The organism is Sulfitobacter sp. W002, from assembly GCF_025142135.1.
GTDB classification, from domain to species: Bacteria; Pseudomonadota; Alphaproteobacteria; order Rhodobacterales; family Rhodobacteraceae; genus Sulfitobacter; species Sulfitobacter profundi.
This window is the reverse complement of sequence record NZ_CP081126.1, coordinates 1,936,132-1,955,341: the sequence shown is the minus strand read 5'-3', so window position 1 is coordinate 1,955,341 and position 19,210 is coordinate 1,936,132. Positions and strand designations below refer to the sequence as shown.

The following is a 19,210-nucleotide window of genomic DNA, read 5'->3' as shown; positions in this document are numbered from 1 at the left end:
CAAGACCATGAAGTTTCTCGACCTGTGCAAAGTCTATATCCGATCCGGTGCCGGGGGCGGCGGCTGTGTGTCGTTCCGGCGCGAGAAGTACATCGAATATGGCGGTCCGGATGGCGGCGATGGCGGCACCGGCGGCTCAGTCTGGGCCGAGGCGGTGGATGGGCTGAACACGCTGATCGATTTTCGCTATCAGCAGCACTTCTTTGCCAAGAACGGCCAGCCCGGCATGGGCAAACAGCGCACCGGCAAGGATGGCGACGACATCATCCTGCGTGTGCCCGTCGGCACGGAGATCCTCGACGAGGATCAGGAAACGGTTATCGCCGACCTGACCGAGTTGGGCCAGCGCGTGCAGCTTGCGCGTGGTGGCAATGGCGGCTGGGGCAACCTACACTTTAAATCCGCCACCAACCAAGCGCCGCGCCGTTCGAACCCGGGCCAAGAGGGCGTGGACCGTACGCTCTGGCTGCGGCTCAAGCTGATCGCCGACGTGGGCCTGCTGGGGCTGCCGAACGCGGGTAAGTCGACCTTCCTGGCCACGACATCGAACGCGCGGCCAAAGATCGCGGATTACCCTTTCACCACGCTGCATCCGAACCTTGGAGTGGTTGGTGTCGATAACACAGAATTCGTCGTAGCCGATATTCCCGGTCTTATCGAAGGCGCTTCCGAAGGGCGCGGGCTGGGCGATCTGTTCCTCGGCCATGTCGAGCGTTGCGCGGTATTGCTGCACCTGATCGACGGCACGTCCGAGACTGTGGCGGAAGATTACCATACCATCATTGGCGAGCTGGAAGCCTATGGCGGCGATCTGGCGGAAAAGCCGCGCGTCACGGTGTTGAATAAAGTTGATGCGCTGGATGAAGAAGAGCGGGCAAGTCGTTTGAGTGACTTGGAAAAAGCTTGCGGCGGCGAGGTGATGATGATGTCCAGTGTCGCCGGTGAAGGCGTGACCGAAGTGTTGCGGACCCTGCGCCAAAACATCGATGACGACCGCCTGCGCTTCCGTACCACCGAGGAAGACACGCCTTGGCAACCCTAAGCACCGCCCGCCGTGTCGTTATCAAGATCGGCTCCGCCCTTTTGGTGGACCGCGACAGCGGTAATTTGCGCCGGGACTGGCTGACCGGATTGGCGCAGGATGTGTTGTGGCTCAAAGGGTTGGGCTGCGACGTTGTACTGGTTTCCTCGGGCTCCATCGCACTTGGGCGGGGTGTTTTAGGCCTCCCGCCGACTGTCTTGGCGCTGGAGCAGGCACAGGCGGCGGCGGCTGTCGGGCAAATCCGCCTAGCGCGGGCTTACGAAGAGGTCCTCGCCCCCCATGGCATCACGACCGCGCAGGTCTTGGTCACGCTGGAAGACAGTGCCAACCGTCGCCGATACCTCAACAGCCGCGCCACGCTTGAGCAGTTGCTTTCGCTTGGCGTCGTGCCGATCGTGAATGAGAATGACACGGTCGCGACCGATGAAATCCGCTTTGGCGATAACGATCGTCTCGCGGCGCAGATCGCGGTGACAGTGGGGGCGGACCAGTTGATCTTGCTTTCCGATGTGGATGGGTTCTACAGCGCCAATCCTTCGCAGGATCCCACTGCGCAACGCTATGATGTGATCGACAGTATCACGCCCGAGATTGAGGCGATGGCGGGCGATGCCGGGTCGGGTTTGTCCAAAGGTGGCATGAAGACCAAACTGATGGCCGCGCGCACGGCGACCACGGCAGGCTGCGCGATGGCGATCACCGATGGTTTCGTCTCGCGCCCGCTCACTGCGCTTGAAGGTGGGGCGAATGCCACGTGGTTCAGCGCGCAGAGCGATCCGCAGGCCGCGCGCAAACGTTGGATCGCCGCGATGAAACCGCGCGGGGCGGTCACTGTGGACGCCGGCGCGGTCGCGGCCTTGGCGCGGGGCACATCGCTGTTGCCCGCGGGGGTGACAGCCGTCGAAGGCCGTTTTGAGCGCGGTGACAGCATCGCCATGTACGACCCGGCGGGGCATGCCGTGGGCCATGGTCTCAGCCGCTATTCCGCCGAAGAGATCGGGCAGATCAAGGGCCACAAAAGCGCAGAGATCGAGGCCCTGCTGGGCTATCCCGGGCGGGCGGCCTTGATCCATCGAGACGACATGGCGCTCTAGGCGCTCGGAAGATTAAGGCAGGGGCATAAGACTATGAGCGACATCGAAAATATCTCTGAATTGATGGCCGATATCGGGGCCCGCGCCCGCGCCGCAGCAGCGCGTCTGGCAAGTGCCACGGCAGAGCGTAAACATGCCGCATTGATCAGCGCCGCTGATGCCGTTTGGAAGAACCGGGCCGAGATCATCGCCGCCAATGCGCAGGACCTCGACTTTGCTCGCGATAAAGGTCTGTCGGATGCGATGATGGACCGGCTGATGCTGGACGAGGGCCGCATTCGCGGCATGGTCGACGGGCTGCGTTCGGTCGCGGAGCAGGCAGACCCGGTGGGAGAGATCATCGCCGAATGGGACCAGCCTTCGGGGCTAAACATTCAGCGTGTTCGGACCCCGCTTGGCGTGATCGGCGTGATCTATGAATCGCGTCCGAATGTAACGGCGGATGCGGGTGCGCTTTGCCTCAAGGCCGGTAACGCGGTGATCCTGCGCGGCGGGTCTGAAAGCTTTCATTCTTCGCGCGCCATCCACGCCTGCCTGCAGCAGGGGTTGCGGGATGCGGGCATGCCCGAGGATGCGGTGCAACTGGTGCCGACACGCGACCGGGCGGCGGTGCGGGAAATGCTGACCATGACCGATACCATCGACGTGATCGTGCCGCGGGGCGGCAAGGGGCTTGTTGGGCTGGTGCAGCGTGAGGCGCGCGTCCCGGTCTTTGCCCATCTCGAAGGGATCGTCCACATCTATATCGACGCCGAGGCCGACCCGGAAAAAGCGCTTAAAGTGGTGCTGAACGCCAAGACACGGCGCACGGGCATATGCGGCGCGGCGGAGTGTTTGTTGATCCATGAGGGTATCGCCAAGACCATTGGCCAAGGCGTGATCCGGGCCTTGATTGATGCCGGTGTCGAGGTGCGCGCCGATGCGGCGCTGCAGGATATCCCCGGCACGGTTCCGGCCAGCGAGACGGATTGGGGTCAGGAGTACCTCGACATGATCGTGGCGGCGCGCGTCGTGCCGGATGTTCAGACCGCCATGGCCCATATTCGCCAGTACGGCTCGGGTCATACGGATTGTATCCTGACCGAAAATACTGAGACCGCGGCGGACTTCTTCAACGGGTTGGACTCGGCGATCCTGATGCACAACGCCTCCACTCAATTCGCGGATGGGGGGGAGTTTGGCATGGGTGCGGAGATCGGCATCGCCACGGGCAAACTGCACGCCCGCGGCCCCGTCGGTGCAGCGCAGTTGACGAGCTTTAAGTACCTTGTGCGGGGCGCGGGAACGGTGCGCGGCTGACCCTTAGAAAGACAGGGTGAGGACCGTCACAGCGCTGTTGACTGTGATTTCTTTCCCCTGCGCTTGGGCCAAAATAGGCAAGAGCGCGAATTGAACCTGCGCAGGTTGTAGCGACTGGTCCGGATTCGGCTGAGACAATAGCGCCCAAAGTGCGGGGTCTATCGCGATCTTGTCGGCTTCGACATGCAGACGCCATTGGCCAGCCTCAACGGTAATGGTGATCCGCCCGCCATGGTGCAAAGCCGTCTCCATACAAAGCAGCGACAGGAACGCCATTCGCACGCAGTTGCGCGATTGGGGGCTTGTGATCTGCCAGTCAATCTCAACCCGTGAGGCGGTATAGAGATCGCGCAGGATCGATGTCACCTCATTCTGGCCCATGGTCTGATCGCCAGCGGCCCCGAAAGCGATGCGGAAAAACCGGATACGGGCCGAGGCGCTTTCGACACTTTGGCCGATCAGGGCAAGCTCTGGCCCCGGCGCGGCCCCGGTGCCAGCCATTTCAAGCAGTTCAAGCCCGTTGTTGATGGCGCCGATTGGCGATATCAAGTCGTGGCAGATGCGGCTGCCGATCAGCGCGGGCAGGTCGATGTTAAACTGGTCCATGGTGGCCCCTTAGGATGATTGGAAACGGCATGGATGATCTGAACGCGCTGCTGACGCCGGGCATGCTGGTCATGCACCCGCAGCATCCCGAATGGGGCACGGGCCAAGTGCAAAGCAACATCTGCGGCAAGGTGACGGTCAACTTTCGTGACCAGGGTAAGGTGGTCATAGACAGCTTTCGTTTGGAATTAATGCCGGTCTTTGATGAGGGATGACCCTTTCCAAATCCTTAACGGTGGAAGAAAATTTTCCTTAAGCAACCATAAGGAGAGTAACCGGTTTTCGCTTTCCTTGCAACTGTTGCGCCTTGCCAGTCGATTGCCTATCAGGCGAAGACTTTCATTTCGGGCATAGGATTGGCCGATGCCGCGGGGCGTTGCAGCAGATTTTCAGGTCAGACTGGCGCAGACGGACGCTGATGTGCAGGCCGCGCAGCGGCTCCGCTATGATGTCTTCGTGCGCGAGCTGGGCGGCGGCGGGCCGATGGTGGATCACACCGCCGGGCTGGAGCAAGACCGGTTCGACCCTTACTTTGATCATCTGCTTTTGACTGATCTGCGCAATGGCAAGCTTGCGGGCGTTTACCGGGTGATGCGCGGGGATATGGCCGCGCGGGCAGGCGGGTTCTATTCAGAGACGGAATACGATCTGACGCAGCTGAAGAATTCGGGGCGTAAGTTACTGGAATTGGGACGGTCTTGTCTTGATCCTGTCTATCGGGGCGGCATGGCGATGCACCACCTTTGGGCCGCGCTCGGGCGCTATGTGGCCGAGCATGAAATCGAGGTTCTGTTCGGCGTGGCAAGCTTTCACGGCACGGATACGGCCGCCTTGGCCGAACCGCTTTCGCTGTTGCATCACCGGCATTTGGCGCCCGCAGACCTGCGCGTGCGCGCCCGTGAAATCACACCGATGGACCTGATCCCTGAGGCCGAGCTTGACCGGCGCAAAGCCATGCTGGCCGTGCCGAGCCTGATCAAAGCCTATCTCCGGCTCGGCGGCACCGTGGGCGAGGGGGCCTATATCGACCGTGCCTTTAACACCACGGATGTCTGCCTGATCTTAGATACGAAGCAGATGAGCGCGCGTCAGGCGCGGTTCTATGGCGGGGGCGCTGGATGACCACGACCTGGGACAGCGACCAGCCACCGCCCAAGCGGCACCTGACCCTCGGGGGGATGTTGCGCATGGCGCTGCGCGGTGTGCTCTTGGCGCTTTTGGTCTTTGGCGGGCTGGTGGTCTTGTTGCTGTTGCGGCTGATCGAGCGGCCAATTTTCGGCCTGCACCGGCCCATCACGCCCCATATCACGCAAATGGTATGCCGAGCCGCATTCTGGGTGCTTGGCATGCGCTTTGTCAGACGGGGCACCCCGATGGAGCGGCGCGGCGCGGTGGTGGCCAACCATACGTCGTGGCTGGATATTTTCGCGCTGAACGCGGCCAAACGGATCTATTTCGTCTCTAAATCCGAAGTCGCGGGCTGGCCCGGCATCGGTTGGTTGGCACGGGCCACGGGGACGGTCTTTATCCGCCGCGACCGGGCCGAAGCGCGCAGCCAGACAGAGGTTTTTCGGACACGCCTGTTGGCGGGGCATAAGCTGCTGTTCTTCCCCGAGGGCACCAGCACCGACGGGCTGCAAGTGCTGCCCTTCAAAACAACGCTTTTCGAGGCTTTTTTCGATCCGGCCTTGCGTGACGAGATCGCGGTTCAGCCGGTGAGTGTGATCTACCATGCGCCTCAGGGCGAAGACCCGCGGTTTTACGGATGGTGGGGGGATATGTCCTTTGGGGCGCATCTGCTGACGACACTGGCCGCGCGAAAACAGGGGGCGATCGAGGTGGTCTATCACCCGCCGCTGCCGGTAGCCGATTTCGCCGGGCGCAAGGCGCTGGCGCAACATTGCGAGGCGATCGTGCGGGCAAGGCATGCTGATCCCCGGTCGGGCCTGCAATAAGCCCCTTGCGCTGCGGCGCGCGCTGGCATATATGCGCCTCACTTGAACCCGCAGTCGGGGTTGGGCCTTTTGGGGAGAAATCCCAAAACGTCCGCCGGTTGGCAGCATGACGCTGTCATACCCCCGATGAGGCTAAACCGGAAAGGTATAAAGACATGGCTCTTCCTGAGTTCTCCATGCGCCAACTGCTTGAAGCAGGCGTACACTTTGGTCACCAGACACAGCGCTGGAACCCCCGCATGGGCCCGTACATCTACGGCGCGCGCAACGGCATCCACATCATGGACCTCACGCAAACCGTCCCTATGCTGGACGATGCGCTGAAAGTCATCCGTGACACCGTCGCCAAAGGCGGCAGCGTTCTCTTCGTTGGCACCAAGCGTCAGGCTGCTCAGCCGATCGCCGAAGCCGCAGAGAAATGCGCACAGTATTACATGAACCACCGTTGGCTCGGCGGCACGCTGACCAACTGGCAGACCGTTTCGCAGTCGATCAACCGTCTGAAAAACATCGATGAGCAGTCCGAGCGCGGCTTTGAAGGCCTGACCAAGAAAGAGCGTCTTGGTATGGAGCGTGACCAGTACAAACTGGAAGCATCGCTGGGCGGCATCCGCGAAATGGGCGGTCGTCCTGACCTGCTTTTCGTCATCGACGTGAAAAAAGAAGCACTGGCCATCGCCGAAGCCAACAAACTGGGCATCCCAGTTGTGGCCGTGGTTGACACCAACTGCTCGCCCGACGGCGTTGACTACATCATCCCCGGCAACGACGACGCGGCACGCGCCATCTCGCTTTACTGCGATCTGGCATCGCGCGCCGCTCTGGACGGCATGTCCGCTCAGCTAGGTGCGGCAGGCGTTGATCTGGGCGCCATGGAAGAAGCCCCCGAAGAAGAAGCCGTAAGCGAAGAAAGCACCGGCGTCGAAATCGGCAACGCTTCCGAAGAGACCCTGCATGACGATGCCATGGGCAAAGACGCGCCGCTGGACATCGAATCCAAGAAAGAGACCGTCGCAAAAGCCGAAGGCTAAGCGTCACGGACTTGAAACACGGGGCAGGGTAACCTGCCCCGATTTCCACCAGTAGCGGGCCTTGGGCCTGTACCCGATTTCCAAAGGAGAACCAAGAGATGGCAATCACAGCATCCATGGTCAAGGAACTGCGCGACAGCACCGGCGCAGGCATGATGGACGCCAAAAAGGCACTGACAGAAAGCAACGGCGACATGGAAGCCGCTGTTGACTGGCTGCGCACCAAAGGTCTGGCCAAAGCGGCGAAGAAATCCGGCCGTACCGCAGCCGAAGGTCTTGTGGCTGTTAAGGTCGAAGGCAGCCGCGGTGTCGCGGTTGAGGTGAACTCCGAAACCGACTTCGTTGGCAAGAACGCCGAATTCCAATCCATGGTCAGCAACATCGCCGATGCAGCGCTGAAAGTGGACGATGTCGAAGCGCTGAAAGCGGCTGAGATCAATGGCAAATCCGTTGAAACCACGCTGACCGACGCCATCGCCAAAATCGGCGAAAACATGTCCCTGCGACGCATGCAGAGCATCGAAGGCGAGACCGTTGTCTCTTACGTGCACAACGCAGCCGCGCCTGGCATGGGCAAGATCGGTGTTCTGGTCGCCATGAACGGTGGCAACGAGGAACTGGGCAAGCAGATCGCGATGCACATCGCTGCTGTGAACCCTGCGTCGCTGTCCGAAGCTGATCTGGACCCAGCCGTGGTCGAGAAAGAAAAGCAAGTTCAGATGGACATCGCTCGTGAAAGCGGCAAGCCCGAAGCCGTGATCGAGAAAATGATCACTGGCCGGATGCAGAAGTACATGTCCGAAGTGACGCTGGTGAACCAGTCCTTCGTTGTGAACCCTGATCTGACCGTCGGCAAAGCTGCCGAAGAAGCGGGCGCGACCATCACCGGTTTCGTGCGTCTGGAAGTTGGCGAAGGCATCGAAGTCATCAAAGAAGACTTCGCAGCAGAAGTGGCAAAAGCCGCGAAAGGCTAAGCCTTTTCGTCATATTGAATAAGGGGCGGTGCATTCCGATGCGCCGCCCTTTTTTCGTTGCGAGAATACGCGCGGCGTTGCTGCCAATGAGCACGCTCAGGGGCCGTGAACAGAGAGTATCTGGGAAGGGTAGGGATCCGGTCAGCCAGGTGAAAAATAAACCTGACTGAAACCGGCGGACCAAAAAGCGCCCTGGTATTACAAGGATTTAGAGCCCGTCGTACCGTTGATGCGAACACCCGCGATACTGGCGGACCATGGCCATCTACTACCTGAGGTGCCAGTAAGGTATTCCATACCCTAATATATTACGGATCCATCACAAACATCTGGTTCGCAAAAGCGGCCTTCAGCACCGCCTGAGCTGTCGTCTCAACCGACAGCGCCTCTCGGGCAAGGCGCAGATGCTTTTCGACAGTGGGGGCTGTCAGACCCATCAACAGGGCGATATCCTGCGTTGTCTTGCCATCTCCGACCCATTGCAGCACCTCCAACTGGCGCCGCGTGAGGCTGCGGTTGGGGCTGCTATAGGGCAGGGAGAGGATCTTTAGGTGTGCGATTTCATTCATCAACTGAATGTCGGCGCCATGCTCGTCCCAAATCGCATCGACCTCGTCCTGGATCAGGCCACGCCGTGCCGTCAAGGCGATCGCGCCTTTGGACCGCGCCGAGATTGAGCGGAAACTGATCGTGTAGCCCGCGGTCACCTCCATCCGCGCATTGAAATCAACCACACGTTTCTCGGATTCCGACAGGTCATCGCCATGCGTGATCTCGGGCAGGGCGCCCCAGCTACAAGCGCCTTCGTTGTTCAGCGCCCACCGTAGCATAGGCGCGTTGAAGTACAGCCCGCTATGAAGATAGCCGTTAAGATACTCCGGGCTTTGATTGCTCAGAATAACAAAATCCGCCGGATCCCCCAGCGAAGTCGGCGTTCGGTAGCGCGTAAACCCGTAGATCAGCCGGTCAAACCCATAGTCAGCCATCTGTCGTGTATGGGCATCCCAGAGTTCTTCGATTGTCGGGCTATGCGCGATTTGATGAAGATAATCGCGCAAATTCATTAGCTTACAATACAACGTTGAAGGGCTTGGATGGCCAAAACATAGCCGTGTACACCGAAACCGCAGATTTGTCCGATGGCCACAGGGGCGATGTAGGACCTATGGCGAAAGCTCTCACGGGCGTGGATATTGCTCAAATGCACTTCGACCACAGGCAGCTCGACAGAGGCAATGGCATCCATCAGCGCGATCGACGTATGCGTATAGGCGCCAGCATTCAGAATGATGCCCGCATGTTGGCCACGTGCCTCATGTATCATGTCGATCAATGCGCCTTCGTGGTTGGACTGCGCAAACTGCATCTCCAACCCCAGCCGCGCGGTTTCCGCCGCGCAGAGAGCTTCGACATCCGCCAAGGTCGTCTTGCCATAGACCTCAGGCTGCCGCGTGCCCAACAGGTTCAGGTTCGGGCCGTTCAAAATAAGTACAGAGGCCATAATCACTCGCTTTAAAACATCTAGATAGTGTTAGCGGAGCGAAACTGGCGCTGTCCAGCGTCAGGTGGCATTGAGGTGCTACTGTGGCGAGAAGATCGCAACAACGGGGCCGATACCGTAATATGTGAAACGCATAATCAGTATTATGTAAATAAATGGCATCCTAAGGGTGAACCGAATGCCTTAGCCCAAGGCGTAGCCCGCGCCCCGTACGGTACGGATTGGATCACCACCGCCTTCACGGGTTAACGCCTTGCGCAGTCGTGCAATGTGAACGTCCACAGTGCGCGTGTCGACATAGATATCGCGGCCCCAAACGTGGTCGAGCAACTGGTCGCGGCTGAACACGCGGCCGGGTTTCTCAAGCAGCGTTGTCAGCAGCCGGTATTCTGTCGGCCCAAGTTTCAGTTCACTGCCCGCACGGCTTACGCGGTGGCGTTCTGGATCAAGCTGGATGTCATCAAAGCTGAGCAGCGCGCCTGCGGCTGCTGGTCGCGTGCGCCGCAACTGCGTACGGACCCGCGCCATGAGTTCGCGCAGGTTGTACGGCTTGATCACATAGTCATCCGCGCCGGTCTCAAGACCCCGCACGGTGTCCACTTCCTCGGATCGCGCTGAGAGCATGATGACCGGGATATGCCGAGTGCTCTCTCGCGACTTCAACTGGCGGCAGACTTCGATGCCGCTCATCAAGGGCATCATCCAATCGAGGATTACCAGATCAGGTGCGGCCTCTGACACCAGCAGCATGGCTTCTTCACCATCCTCGGCGCGCCGAACCTCAAAGCCCTCGGCTTCGAGGTTGTAGGCCAATACCTCACGTTGCGCGGGTTCGTCTTCTACCAGCAAAACCTGTGGTCGGGTCACGTCCATCGGTTCAGTCCTTCGTGGTGATCGAGGTGCGGTCGGCCTTGGGCCGGTCGTCCTCAGGCGTCTCACCGGTCACCAGATAGACGACCTGTTCTGCGATGGCCGTGACATGGTCGCCCATACGCTCGACGTTTTTGGCGATAAAATGCAGGTGCATGCAGGCGGTGATGCTGCGCGGGTCTTCCATCATGAAGGTCAGGAATTCGCGGAACAGCGCATTATACATCTGGTCGACATCTTCGTCCCGGGTGATCACGTCACGCGCCAGATCGGCGTCGCGCTGGATATAGGCATCAAGCGCGTCTTTCAGCATCGCTTCCACCGCGCCGGCCATGCGGCGGATCGCACCGGTGCTGTCGCTGACCGGCTCCATCTGGTTCAGCACGCTGCTGCGCTTGGCCATGTTTTTCGCATAGTCGCCAATACGTTCGAGATTGGCGCTAATCTTGATGACACTCAATGTCAGCCGCAGGTCAATGGCCGTGGGCGCACGCAAAGCGATGACGCGGGCGGCGCTTTCGTTGATCTGCTCTTCCAGCCCGTCGATGGCCTTGTCCCCTGCCCGCACCTCATTGGCGAGCTCTTCGTCGCGGGTTTCAAGTGATTGGGCACCGCGGCGGATGGCGTCTTCGACCAAGCCGCCCATTTTGAGGATCTGGGCCTGAACCGCTTCCAGATCGCGGTCGAATGCTGATGCAATGTGTTGATCTGACATGATATTATCCAATACGGCCGGTGATGTAGCTTTCGGTGCGCGGGTCTTGGGGGCGCGTGAAGATATCGTCGGTGTCGCCAAATTCCACAAGGTTGCCAAGGTGGAAGAAGGCGGTTTTCTGGCTCACCCGTGCGGCCTGCTGCATGGAGTGTGTGACGATCACGACGGAATAGTTCTGACGCAATTCGTCAATCAATTCCTCGACTTGCGCGGTGGCGATCGGGTCAAGCGCGGAGCATGGTTCGTCCATCAACAGGACTTCTGGCTCTGTGGCCACGGCGCGGGCAATGCACAGACGCTGCTGTTGTCCACCCGACAAGCCAGTGCCCGGCGCGTGCAGACGGTCCTTCACCTCGTTCCAGATTGCCCCACGGCGCAGGGCTTGCTCGACGATATCGTCCAGATCGGCCTTGTTGCGCGCCAGCCCGTGGATGCGCGGGCCATAGGCGACATTGTCATAGATCGACTTGGGGAACGGGTTCGGCTTTTGGAACACCATGCCCACCTTGGCGCGCAGCTGCACCGGATCGACACGCTTGTCATAGATATCTTCGCCGTCGATACGGATGTCACCGGTCACGCGGGCCGCATCAATTGTGTCGTTCATCCTGTTGATACACCGCAGAAAAGTCGACTTGCCGCAGCCCGAGGGCCCGATAAAGGCGGTCACGGTTTTGTCGTTGATGTCGATGTCCACGTCGCGAATGGCGTGGCTGTCACCGTAGTAGACCTGCACATTGCGGGCCGCGATCTTGACGGGTTGGGTTGTCACGTCACTCTCCGAATATCTGTTGTCTTTCATGGGTCCCGTCCTTTGTTTACCAGCGTCGCTCAAAGCGGCGGCGCAGCAGCACGGCGATGGCATTCATCGTGATCAGGAACACCAGCAAGATGATGATACCGCCCCAAGCACGTTCGTAGAAGGCCGGGTCGGCGCGTTTGGCCCATTCGTAGATCTGGGCCGGCATGGCGGAGTTCGGGGCCATCAGCCCTTCGGCGATGCTTTCCGGCGGGTTGGAGGCGATGAAGCCCACCATGCCGATCAGCAGCAAAGGTGCCGTTTCGCCAAGGGCTTGGGCAAGCCCGATGATCGTCCCCGTCAGGATGCCCGGTGCGGCGAGGGGCAGCACATGGTGGAACACCGATTGCATTTTCGAGGCCCCTACCCCAAGCGCCGCATCCCGGATCGAAGGTGGCACGGATTTCAGCGAGGCGCGGGTCGAGATGATGATCGTCGGCAGCGTCATCAGTGTCAGCACCAGACCACCGACCAAGGGCGCAGAGTTCGGCAGGTGCATGTAGTTGATGAAGACCGCAAGGCCGAGGATACCAAAGACGATCGACGGGACCGCCGCGAGGTTGCTGATATTCACCTCAATGATGTCGGTGATCCAGTTCTTGGGGGCGAATTCTTCGAGGTAAATCGAGGCCGCGACACCGATGGGCAGCGCCAGCACCAGCACCACCAGCATCATGGCAAAGGAACCGATCATCGACACCCCCATGCCCGCCGCTTCGGGCCGCGCGTCAGAGGCGTCAGCCCCGGTGATAAAGTCGAGGTTAAAGCGCTTTTCGAGGCTGCCGTCAGCAATCAAAACATCTACAAAATCAAGCTGTTCGGCGCTGATGTTCTTGTCATTGGCGATGCTTTCGCGGGTCACGCGGCCCTTGAGATAGCCATCGACGCGGCTATTGGTCAGGAACTCGAACTCGGCGGCGGTCCCGATCAACTCTGGGTTCGCCAGAACATGATCGCGAAGCTGTGCTGCGGCGTCTTTCGACAGGATGTCAGCCATGTCTTTCGACTTGAGATCAGTCTCGATCCCCGCCGCTTCGACCTTGTTTTCAAAGGCCGCTTTCAGCAAAGGTGAATAGCCGAAGGTCGAGACCTTTTTAATGTCTTCCAGATCACGGTTGCCGTTCTTGTCGAGCTTGTCCTCGAGAAGTGGCACGGAAAGCGTCACATAGGTCTGCTGGAACGCGCCGGTACCGCGCGAGATGATGGTGAAAAGCAGCGTCAGCAGCATCAGCAGGCCGATGAAGATTGCAATGATACCATAGAGCTTGAAACGGCCCTCGGCGGCGTTGCGGCGTTTGGTCCGCCCGTCTTGCACCAGCAGGGACGCACCGCGCGGGTCTGCAAAAGGGGCTGCGGGGTTGGGGATATCGCTCATTCGTACTGCTCCCGGTATTTACGCACGATGTAGAGGGCCAGCACGTTTAGGCCCAAGGTCAGGACGAAGAGGGTCAGGCCAAGGGCAAAGGCCACCAGCGTTTCTGGGCTGGCGAAATCGCTGTCCCCGGTCAACTGGCTAACGATGCGGGTTGTGATGGTGGTCATGGCTTCCAGCGGATTGGCCGAGATGCGGGCGATGGCCCCTGCCCCCAGCACGACGATCATCGTCTCACCGATGGCGCGGCTGGCGGCCAGCAAAACGGCCCCGACGATGCCCGGCAAAGCGGCGGGGATCACGACCTGACGGATCGTCTCAGACTGGGTGGCACCCAAGCCGAAGGAGCCGTCGCGCAGCGACTGGGGCACCGCGTTGATGATGTCGTCCGACAGGGAGGAGACGAAAGGGATCAGCATGATGCCCATGACCAAACCAGCGGTCAGGACCGAGGTCGCGCCAGACATCCAGTCAACGCCCAGCAGCCCCGCATCCCCCCGGCCAAAGACTTGCACAAGGAACGGCCCAACCGTCAGCAGCGCGAAGAGACCATAAACGATGGTGGGGATACCAGCGAGGATCTCCAGCAGCGGCTTGGCTGTGGCGCGCACTTTGGGACCGGCATATTCACTTAGGTAAATCGCGGCGAAGAGCCCGATGGGCACAGCCACCAGCAGCGCGATGAAAGAGATATAGAGCGTCCCCCAAAGCAGCGGCAGGATCGACAGGTCACTGTCCCCGCGAAAGTTCGGCGCCCAAGACGAGCCGAAGAAAAAATCGGTCCACGGATGCAGGTTGAAGAAGTTGATCGTCTCGAACAGCATCGACAGCACAATGCCCACGGTGGTCAGGATCGCGAGGGAGGCCGCAAGGATCAGCAGCGCTTTGATGCCACCCTCGACCCGGTTGCGCGCGCGGAATTCGGCATCGGTTTCGCGCAGCACCAGAAAAAGCGCGATCAAGGCGATGAGTGCGACGACAATGTTACGCCAGAAATTGCCCGTGGCCGTCATCTCGCGGTAGGCCTGCGCGGCAGCGAGGACTTCGGGGCTGATCTCGGCCCCGATGGCGACGCCGCGTTCGGCCAGCCATGCGCGCAGATCGTCCGCGGCAGATAGGTCCGTCGCGTCGCCTGCGCTGAGAGCACCGGCAGAGACCGCCGCATCCAGCCCATCGGCCAACCGGCGTACATCGCTCATGATCAGGTTAACGGAAGATCCTTCGGGCACAGCCTCGGCAGGGATCATGTCGACCACCGAAGATTGCACCAGCATCGGCTGCACCAGCAGCCAGAGGCCCAGAACCAAAAGCGCGGGCACTGCCACGCTCATCACCGCGTTATAGCCGTAATAGCTTGGCAGCGAATGCAGATTGCGGCTGTCGCCTTGGGCAGAGGCCAAAGCCCGACCCCGCGCAAGGAAGTAGCCGCCCAGTGCCAAAGCCGCGATCAGGATGACCAGTGGCAGCACCGCGCCTGTTGTCAGTATTTGTCCCACATGTCCCCCGGTGGATCAAAAAGCGAAAAACCGGGGGCAGTTGCCCGCCCCCGGCGTCGTTTAGGTTAGGTTTAGGAACCGCTGCCCATGACGGTCTCGTCGGCAACCACGGACTGGGTGTCGGCCAGCTCGGGGTCGGACACCAGACCGTATTCGGCCAGCGGGCCGTCGGGGCCAGCAACTTCGTCTGCAACGAAGAACTCAGCGTATTCTTTCAGACCGGGGATCACGCCGATGTGGGCTTTCTTGACGTAGAAGAACAGTGGGCGCGAGACTGGGTAGTCACCCGAGGCGATGCTCTCGGTGGTTGGCTCAACGCCGCCCATGGTGGCAACCTGCAGCTTGTCGGTGTTGTTCTCATAGAAGGCCAGACCAAAGACGCCGATGCCGTCTTGGTTGCTTTCGATGCGTGCCAGCGTTTCGGTGTAGTCGCCGTCGATGTCGACGGATTTACCATCGGTGCGCAGGCTGATGCACTCTTTCTCGGCGGCTTTCTTGTCGCCGTCCGCCGCTTCGAGGAAGGCCTCAAAGTCGCCGGTTTCTTCGCAGCCCGCGAGGATCACCTTGTCTTCGAACACTTCGCGCGTGCCGTGCTTGGTGCCGGGAACGAAGGCTTGGATCGGTTGGGCGGGGAAGTCGGGGTTGACCTGATCCCAAGTTGTGTAGGGATTTTCAGTCACTTCGCCGTCTACGACAACCTTGGCGCTCAGGGCTTTGTACCAATCGACCGGCGTGAACTCAAAAGTTTCGCCGTTGATGTCGGAGGCAAAGACGATGCCGTCATAGCCGACGCGCACTTCGATAATGTCGGTCACGCCGTTTTCGGCACAGGCCGCCACTTCGGCTTCTTTGATCTGGCGCGAGGCGTTGGCCACGTCGATGGTGTTCTCGCCCACGCCTTCGCAGAAACGCTTGAGGCCAGCCGAAGAGCCGCCCGATTCCACGACCGGTGTCGGGAAGTCAAAGTTTTCGCCAAAGGCTTCGGCGACGATGGAGGCATAGGGCAGCACGGTCGAGGAACCGGCAACCTGTACTTGGTCACGCGCGGCAGCGGCAGTTGCGGATACGGCGGCAATCGCCAGGGCGGAAGTGGTGAGTTTTGCGAGTGACATGATATCTCCTGTCAGATGCGAATTGGTGACCACCCCATGGTGATCTGCGCCCCGTCTATGAAGGCGGTGCTGTGCTTTTGTGACAGCAACGTTACAGTTTCATGACAGTCGGCCTGAATCACCAAATTTCTGCAAAATTTAGTCAGATTCCGTTTTCATCGGCAAAATCACGCGGAATTCGGCCCCTTCGCCGGGGGTGCTGGTCACCTTTAGGCGTCCGCGGTGGCGATTCATGATGTGTTTGACGATGGCCAGACCCAACCCCGTCCCCCCAAGCGCGCGGCTGCGGTGACTGTCGACGCGGTAAAACCGTTCGGTCAGGCGTGGTAGGTGAATCGCATCAATGCCGGGGCCATGGTCGCGCACGCTGACATAGACCGCCGGGCCGCGCATCGCCGGGTCATGGGCCGTGCTTTTGACCGAGATCTCGACCCTGTTGTCGCGCCCGCCGTATTTAATCGCGTTCTCGATAAGATTGGTAAAGACCTGCACCAATTGGTCCGCATCCCCCAGCACAAGCGCCGGGGCATCGCCCAATGTCGGCGCCAATGTCACGTTGCTATCCACCGCCAGCGGGGCGAGGTTGCGCAGGGTGCCGCGCAGCACATCGCGCAGGTCAATCGGCACTTCCGGGCGCACGCGCTCTTCGGCCTCGACCCGGCTGAGCGACAAAAGCTCGCCCACCAGTCGGTTCATCCGCTCGGCTTCCTGCGCCATGATCCCCAGAAAACGCTCGCGCGCCGCCGTGTCATCACGCGCCGGGCCTTGCAGCGTTTCGATAAATCCGATGAGCGCGGTCAGCGGGGTGCGCAACTCGTGGCTGACATTGGCCACGAAATCGCGGCGCATTTGGCCTGCCTGGGCCATCTCGGTTATATCGTTGAAGCTGAGCAGGACAATCCCGTGGTTGCCCACCGGGCGCAGGCTGACGTCATAGGTGGTGCCGTGTTCGCCGCCAATGCTGGTGAAACGCGCTTGGCAGGGCCCTGCCCCCGAAAGACACCGCTCCACCGCTTCGACCAGCCCCGGCTGGCGCAGCGCGGTGACAAAGTGGCGGCCCAGTAGCCCCTTGCCCAGCAAATCTTCGGCGGGGGCGTTCAGAACGGTGATCCGCTCTTCGGCGTTGATGGCCACGCTTGGCAGCGGCAGCGCCGCCACCACATCGGCAAGGGTCACGGCGGTGTTGCCCATGTCAGAGCGGTTCAAGATCGCGACGGAAGCGCGCGGCGTTTTCGGCATAGTGTTTGGCGCTGGCGGTCAACTGTTGAATCGCCTGTGCATCAAGTTCGCGCACCACTTTGCCCGGCACGCCCATAACGAGTGACCCATCGGGGATCACCTTGTTTTCGGTGATCAGCGCCCCTGCCCCGATCAGGCAGTTCTTGCCAATCTTGGCCCCATTCAGCACCGTGGCCCCCATGCCGATCAAGCTGTTGTCGCCAATGGTGCAGCCGTGCAGCATGACCTTATGACCGATGGTGCAATCCTCGCCCACGGTCAGCGGATATCCCATATCGGTGTGAAAGACGCAATTCTCTTGCACGTTGCTGCCGCGTCCCACGGTGATCATCTCATTGTCGCCGCGCAGGGTGCTGCCGAACCAGACAGAAGCTTCAGGCCCGAGTGTGACTTTGCCGATCACATTGGCATCCGGCGCGACCCAAGCATCGGGAGAGACATCGGGGCGGGCATCGGCAAGGGCGTAAAGGGTCATTTCAACTCCTCAAATTCAGATTGCAGACGGCGGACATGGTCCTTGATCGCGGGCTGTTGGCTCAGCCGGAGCCGCGCGGCGGTGATGATGGATTTCAGCCGCGCCTCGGTCTGATCAAGGTCGTCATTCACCAGCACGAAGTCATAGCCATCCCAGTGGCTGATCTCGTCCCAGCTTTTGCCCATGCGCTTGGCAATCGTTTCGGCATCGTCTTGCCCACGGCTTTCCAAACGGCGTTTAAGCTCGGTGATCGAGGGCGGCAGCAGGAAGATCGACAGCGTGTGGGTGTTTAGATCCGAGTTGCGGATCTGCTGTGCGCCCTGCCAGTCGATGTCAAAGAGGATATCTTGTCCCTGATCGATCGCCGCCTGCACGGGCGCCTTGGGCGAGCCATAGAAATTGCCGAAGACATGGGCATGTTCCAGCATCTCGCCCTCGGCCACGGCCTGACGGAAGTGCTCCTCGCCGACAAAGCGGTAATCGGTGCCGTCCTCCTCGCCCGGACGGGGGGCGCGGGTGGTGGCGGAGACCGAGAAGTTAATCGTCGGATCCCATGCGCGCAGGGCGCGGGCCATGGTCGATTTGCCCGCCCCAGAGGGGGAACTGAGAATGATCAGAAGGCCGCGTCGGCTTGGGTCGGTCACGTCTTACTCCACATTTTGCACTTGTTCGCGCATTTGGTCGATCACCGCCTTCAGGGCCAGACCGACAGTCGTTAATTCCGTGCTCTGCGCCTTGGAGCAGAGCGTGTTGGCTTCGCGGTTGAACTCCTGCATCAGGAAATCCAGCTTGCGCCCCACCGGCCCGCCCTGCCCGATCAGCGCGCGGGCGGCAGCGAGATGGGCAGCGAGGCGGTCGATCTCTTCGGTGACATCGGCTTTGACCGCGATCAAGGCCAGTTCCTGCGCCACCCGGTCGGCATCCGCGCCTTCGCTGTTGTCGAGCACCCGCGCGAGGTTGCGGCGCAGATTGGTGGCGCTGTCTTCGCGGCGCGCCTCGGCCAAAGCGGCGGCTTCGGCGGCAAGGTTTTCGACCTCGGTCAACTGGTCCTGCATCACCGCGGCCAGCGCCGCGCCTTCCTGCTCACGCATGGCGTTGAAGTCGCGCAGCAAGGCGGGCATTTCCGACAGCAAAGCGTCGCGCAGCGCGTCGATGTCCTGTGCCTGCTCGGCCTGTTCCAGCACGCCGCGCATGGTGAGAATGTCGCTTGCCCGCGAAGGCGCGAGCGACACACCGGCATCCATCGCGCGGGCCTCAATCTCATGCAGGGCGGTCAGCAGCGTGTCGACATGCGCCGCGTTGACCTGCAAGCTGCCGTCGCTCTCAGCCGAGGAGATGCGCAGGTTGCAGGTGATATTGCCCCGCGCCACCTCCGCCGAAATCTGCTTGCGCAGGGCGGCCTCAAGCCCCTCGACCCAATCGGGCACGCGCAGCCGCAGGTCGAGCCCTTTGCCATTGACCGCGCGCAGCTCCCAAGACCAGCTCCAACCCTCCAAAGCGCCGGAGGCAGAGGCGAAACCTGTCATGGACCTGATCATCGGCGCGTTCCTTGCAAGGGCGGTCATGTCCTGCCTTACGGCGAAACCCCCGCGAGGGGCAAGCCCCCGCCCCCTCGGCCCGGCGGATCCCT

At 60.7% G+C, this 19,210-nt stretch carries 21 protein-coding genes; 8 read left to right on the top strand and 13 right to left on the bottom strand.

Annotation, left to right across the window (positions count from 1 at the left end; all coding sequences use genetic code 11):
* Positions 1 to 7 precede the first annotated feature (7 nt).
* From obgE to K3758_RS09635, 3 genes are read left to right on the top strand one after another with little or no spacing between them, the layout of a single operon-like run.
* Entirely contained in the window at positions 8 to 1,042 is a 1,035-nt protein-coding gene (gene obgE / locus K3758_RS09645) for a GTPase ObgE (RefSeq protein WP_067936061.1), read from the top strand.
* The gene (gene proB, locus K3758_RS09640) at positions 1,030 to 2,136 is read left to right on the top strand and encodes a glutamate 5-kinase (RefSeq protein WP_259944308.1); all 1,107 of its coding nucleotides are present in this window, start codon (positions 1,030 to 1,032) and stop codon (positions 2,134 to 2,136) included. Before obgE ends, proB begins: the two co-directional genes overlap by 13 nt.
* 33 nt (positions 2,137 to 2,169) lie before the next feature.
* On the top strand, positions 2,170 to 3,435 hold the full coding sequence (locus K3758_RS09635) for a glutamate-5-semialdehyde dehydrogenase (RefSeq protein ID WP_259944306.1): 1,266 nt from the start codon (positions 2,170 to 2,172) through the stop codon (positions 3,433 to 3,435).
* A 3-nt stretch (positions 3,436 to 3,438) separates the two neighbouring features.
* Here K3758_RS09635 and K3758_RS09630 read toward each other — a convergent pair whose 3' ends face one another.
* Entirely contained in the window at positions 3,439 to 4,041 is a 603-nt protein-coding gene (locus K3758_RS09630; RefSeq protein WP_259944305.1) for a histidine phosphotransferase family protein, read from the bottom strand.
* 29 nt (positions 4,042 to 4,070) lie between these two features.
* Between K3758_RS09630 and K3758_RS09625 the strand changes: the two genes are divergently transcribed.
* The 5 genes from K3758_RS09625 (at position 4,071) to tsf (ending at position 8,001) form a co-directional block, all read left to right on the top strand.
* Positions 4,071 to 4,256, top strand: coding sequence for a DUF3553 domain-containing protein (locus K3758_RS09625; RefSeq protein WP_259944304.1), 186 nt, complete (start codon positions 4,071 to 4,073; stop codon positions 4,254 to 4,256).
* A gap of 148 nt (positions 4,257 to 4,404) precedes the next feature.
* On the top strand, positions 4,405 to 5,163 hold the full coding sequence (locus tag K3758_RS09620) for a GNAT family N-acetyltransferase (protein WP_259944303.1): 759 nt from the start codon (positions 4,405 to 4,407) through the stop codon (positions 5,161 to 5,163).
* Positions 5,160 to 5,996 (top strand): 1-acyl-sn-glycerol-3-phosphate acyltransferase, encoded by an 837-nt coding sequence (locus K3758_RS09615; RefSeq protein WP_259944302.1) that lies wholly within the window; start codon positions 5,160 to 5,162, stop codon positions 5,994 to 5,996. The genes K3758_RS09620 and K3758_RS09615 overlap by 4 nt, the downstream gene beginning before the upstream one ends.
* Before the next feature lie 155 nt (positions 5,997 to 6,151).
* On the top strand, positions 6,152 to 7,027 hold the full coding sequence (rpsB, locus tag K3758_RS09610; protein WP_259944300.1) for a 30S ribosomal protein S2: 876 nt from the start codon (positions 6,152 to 6,154) through the stop codon (positions 7,025 to 7,027).
* 98 nt (positions 7,028 to 7,125) lie between these two features.
* The gene (gene tsf / locus K3758_RS09605) at positions 7,126 to 8,001 is read left to right on the top strand and encodes a translation elongation factor Ts (RefSeq protein WP_120351087.1); all 876 of its coding nucleotides are present in this window, start codon (positions 7,126 to 7,128) and stop codon (positions 7,999 to 8,001) included.
* Between the two features lie 308 nt (positions 8,002 to 8,309).
* On the opposite strand, the gene K3758_RS09600 is transcribed toward tsf, so the two are convergent.
* The 12 genes from K3758_RS09600 to K3758_RS09545 form a co-directional block, all read right to left on the bottom strand.
* On the bottom strand, positions 8,310 to 9,065 hold the full coding sequence (locus tag K3758_RS09600; RefSeq protein WP_259944298.1) for a LuxR family transcriptional regulator: 756 nt from the start codon (positions 9,063 to 9,065) through the stop codon (positions 8,310 to 8,312).
* Positions 9,065 to 9,502 carry a type II 3-dehydroquinate dehydratase gene (gene aroQ, locus K3758_RS09595; RefSeq protein ID WP_259944297.1) on the bottom strand — a complete coding sequence of 146 codons (438 nt, stop codon included), beginning with the start codon at positions 9,500 to 9,502 and terminating at the stop codon, positions 9,065 to 9,067. Before aroQ ends, K3758_RS09600 begins: the two co-directional genes overlap by 1 nt.
* A gap of 183 nt (positions 9,503 to 9,685) precedes the next feature.
* The gene (phoB, locus tag K3758_RS09590; protein ID WP_093926199.1) at positions 9,686 to 10,375 is read right to left on the bottom strand and encodes a phosphate regulon transcriptional regulator PhoB; all 690 of its coding nucleotides are present in this window, start codon (positions 10,373 to 10,375) and stop codon (positions 9,686 to 9,688) included.
* Positions 10,376 to 10,379: 4 nt separating this feature from the next.
* Complete coding sequence (gene phoU, locus K3758_RS09585; RefSeq protein WP_067628605.1) at positions 10,380 to 11,087, bottom strand: phosphate signaling complex protein PhoU; 708 nt, start codon at positions 11,085 to 11,087, stop codon at positions 10,380 to 10,382.
* 4 nt (positions 11,088 to 11,091) lie between these two features.
* A complete protein-coding gene (gene pstB, locus K3758_RS09580; protein WP_120351083.1) occupies positions 11,092 to 11,889 on the bottom strand; it encodes a phosphate ABC transporter ATP-binding protein PstB in 798 nt (265 codons plus the stop codon).
* 16 nt (positions 11,890 to 11,905) lie between these two features.
* Positions 11,906 to 13,261 (bottom strand): phosphate ABC transporter permease PstA, encoded by a 1,356-nt coding sequence (gene pstA, locus K3758_RS09575; protein ID WP_259944292.1) that lies wholly within the window; start codon positions 13,259 to 13,261, stop codon positions 11,906 to 11,908.
* The gene (gene pstC, locus K3758_RS09570; protein ID WP_409202600.1) at positions 13,258 to 14,754 is read right to left on the bottom strand and encodes a phosphate ABC transporter permease subunit PstC; all 1,497 of its coding nucleotides are present in this window, start codon (positions 14,752 to 14,754) and stop codon (positions 13,258 to 13,260) included. Before pstC ends, pstA begins: the two co-directional genes overlap by 4 nt.
* A 71-nt stretch (positions 14,755 to 14,825) precedes the next feature.
* Positions 14,826 to 15,866: a substrate-binding domain-containing protein gene (locus K3758_RS09565; protein WP_120351081.1), complete on the bottom strand. Its 1,041-nt coding sequence runs from the start codon at positions 15,864 to 15,866 to the stop codon at positions 14,826 to 14,828.
* Positions 15,867 to 16,004: 138 nt separating this feature from the next.
* On the bottom strand, positions 16,005 to 17,057 hold the full coding sequence (locus K3758_RS09560) for an ATP-binding protein (RefSeq protein ID WP_259950048.1): 1,053 nt from the start codon (positions 17,055 to 17,057) through the stop codon (positions 16,005 to 16,007).
* Between the two features lies 1 nt (position 17,058).
* On the bottom strand, positions 17,059 to 17,580 hold the full coding sequence (locus K3758_RS09555) for a gamma carbonic anhydrase family protein (RefSeq protein WP_259944290.1): 522 nt from the start codon (positions 17,578 to 17,580) through the stop codon (positions 17,059 to 17,061).
* Entirely contained in the window at positions 17,577 to 18,224 is a 648-nt protein-coding gene (gene gmk, locus K3758_RS09550) for a guanylate kinase (protein WP_259944286.1), read from the bottom strand. Before gmk ends, K3758_RS09555 begins: the two co-directional genes overlap by 4 nt.
* 3 nt (positions 18,225 to 18,227) lie before the next feature.
* Positions 18,228 to 19,118: a YicC/YloC family endoribonuclease gene (locus K3758_RS09545; protein ID WP_259944284.1), complete on the bottom strand. Its 891-nt coding sequence runs from the start codon at positions 19,116 to 19,118 to the stop codon at positions 18,228 to 18,230.
* Positions 19,119 to 19,210 lie beyond the last annotated feature (92 nt).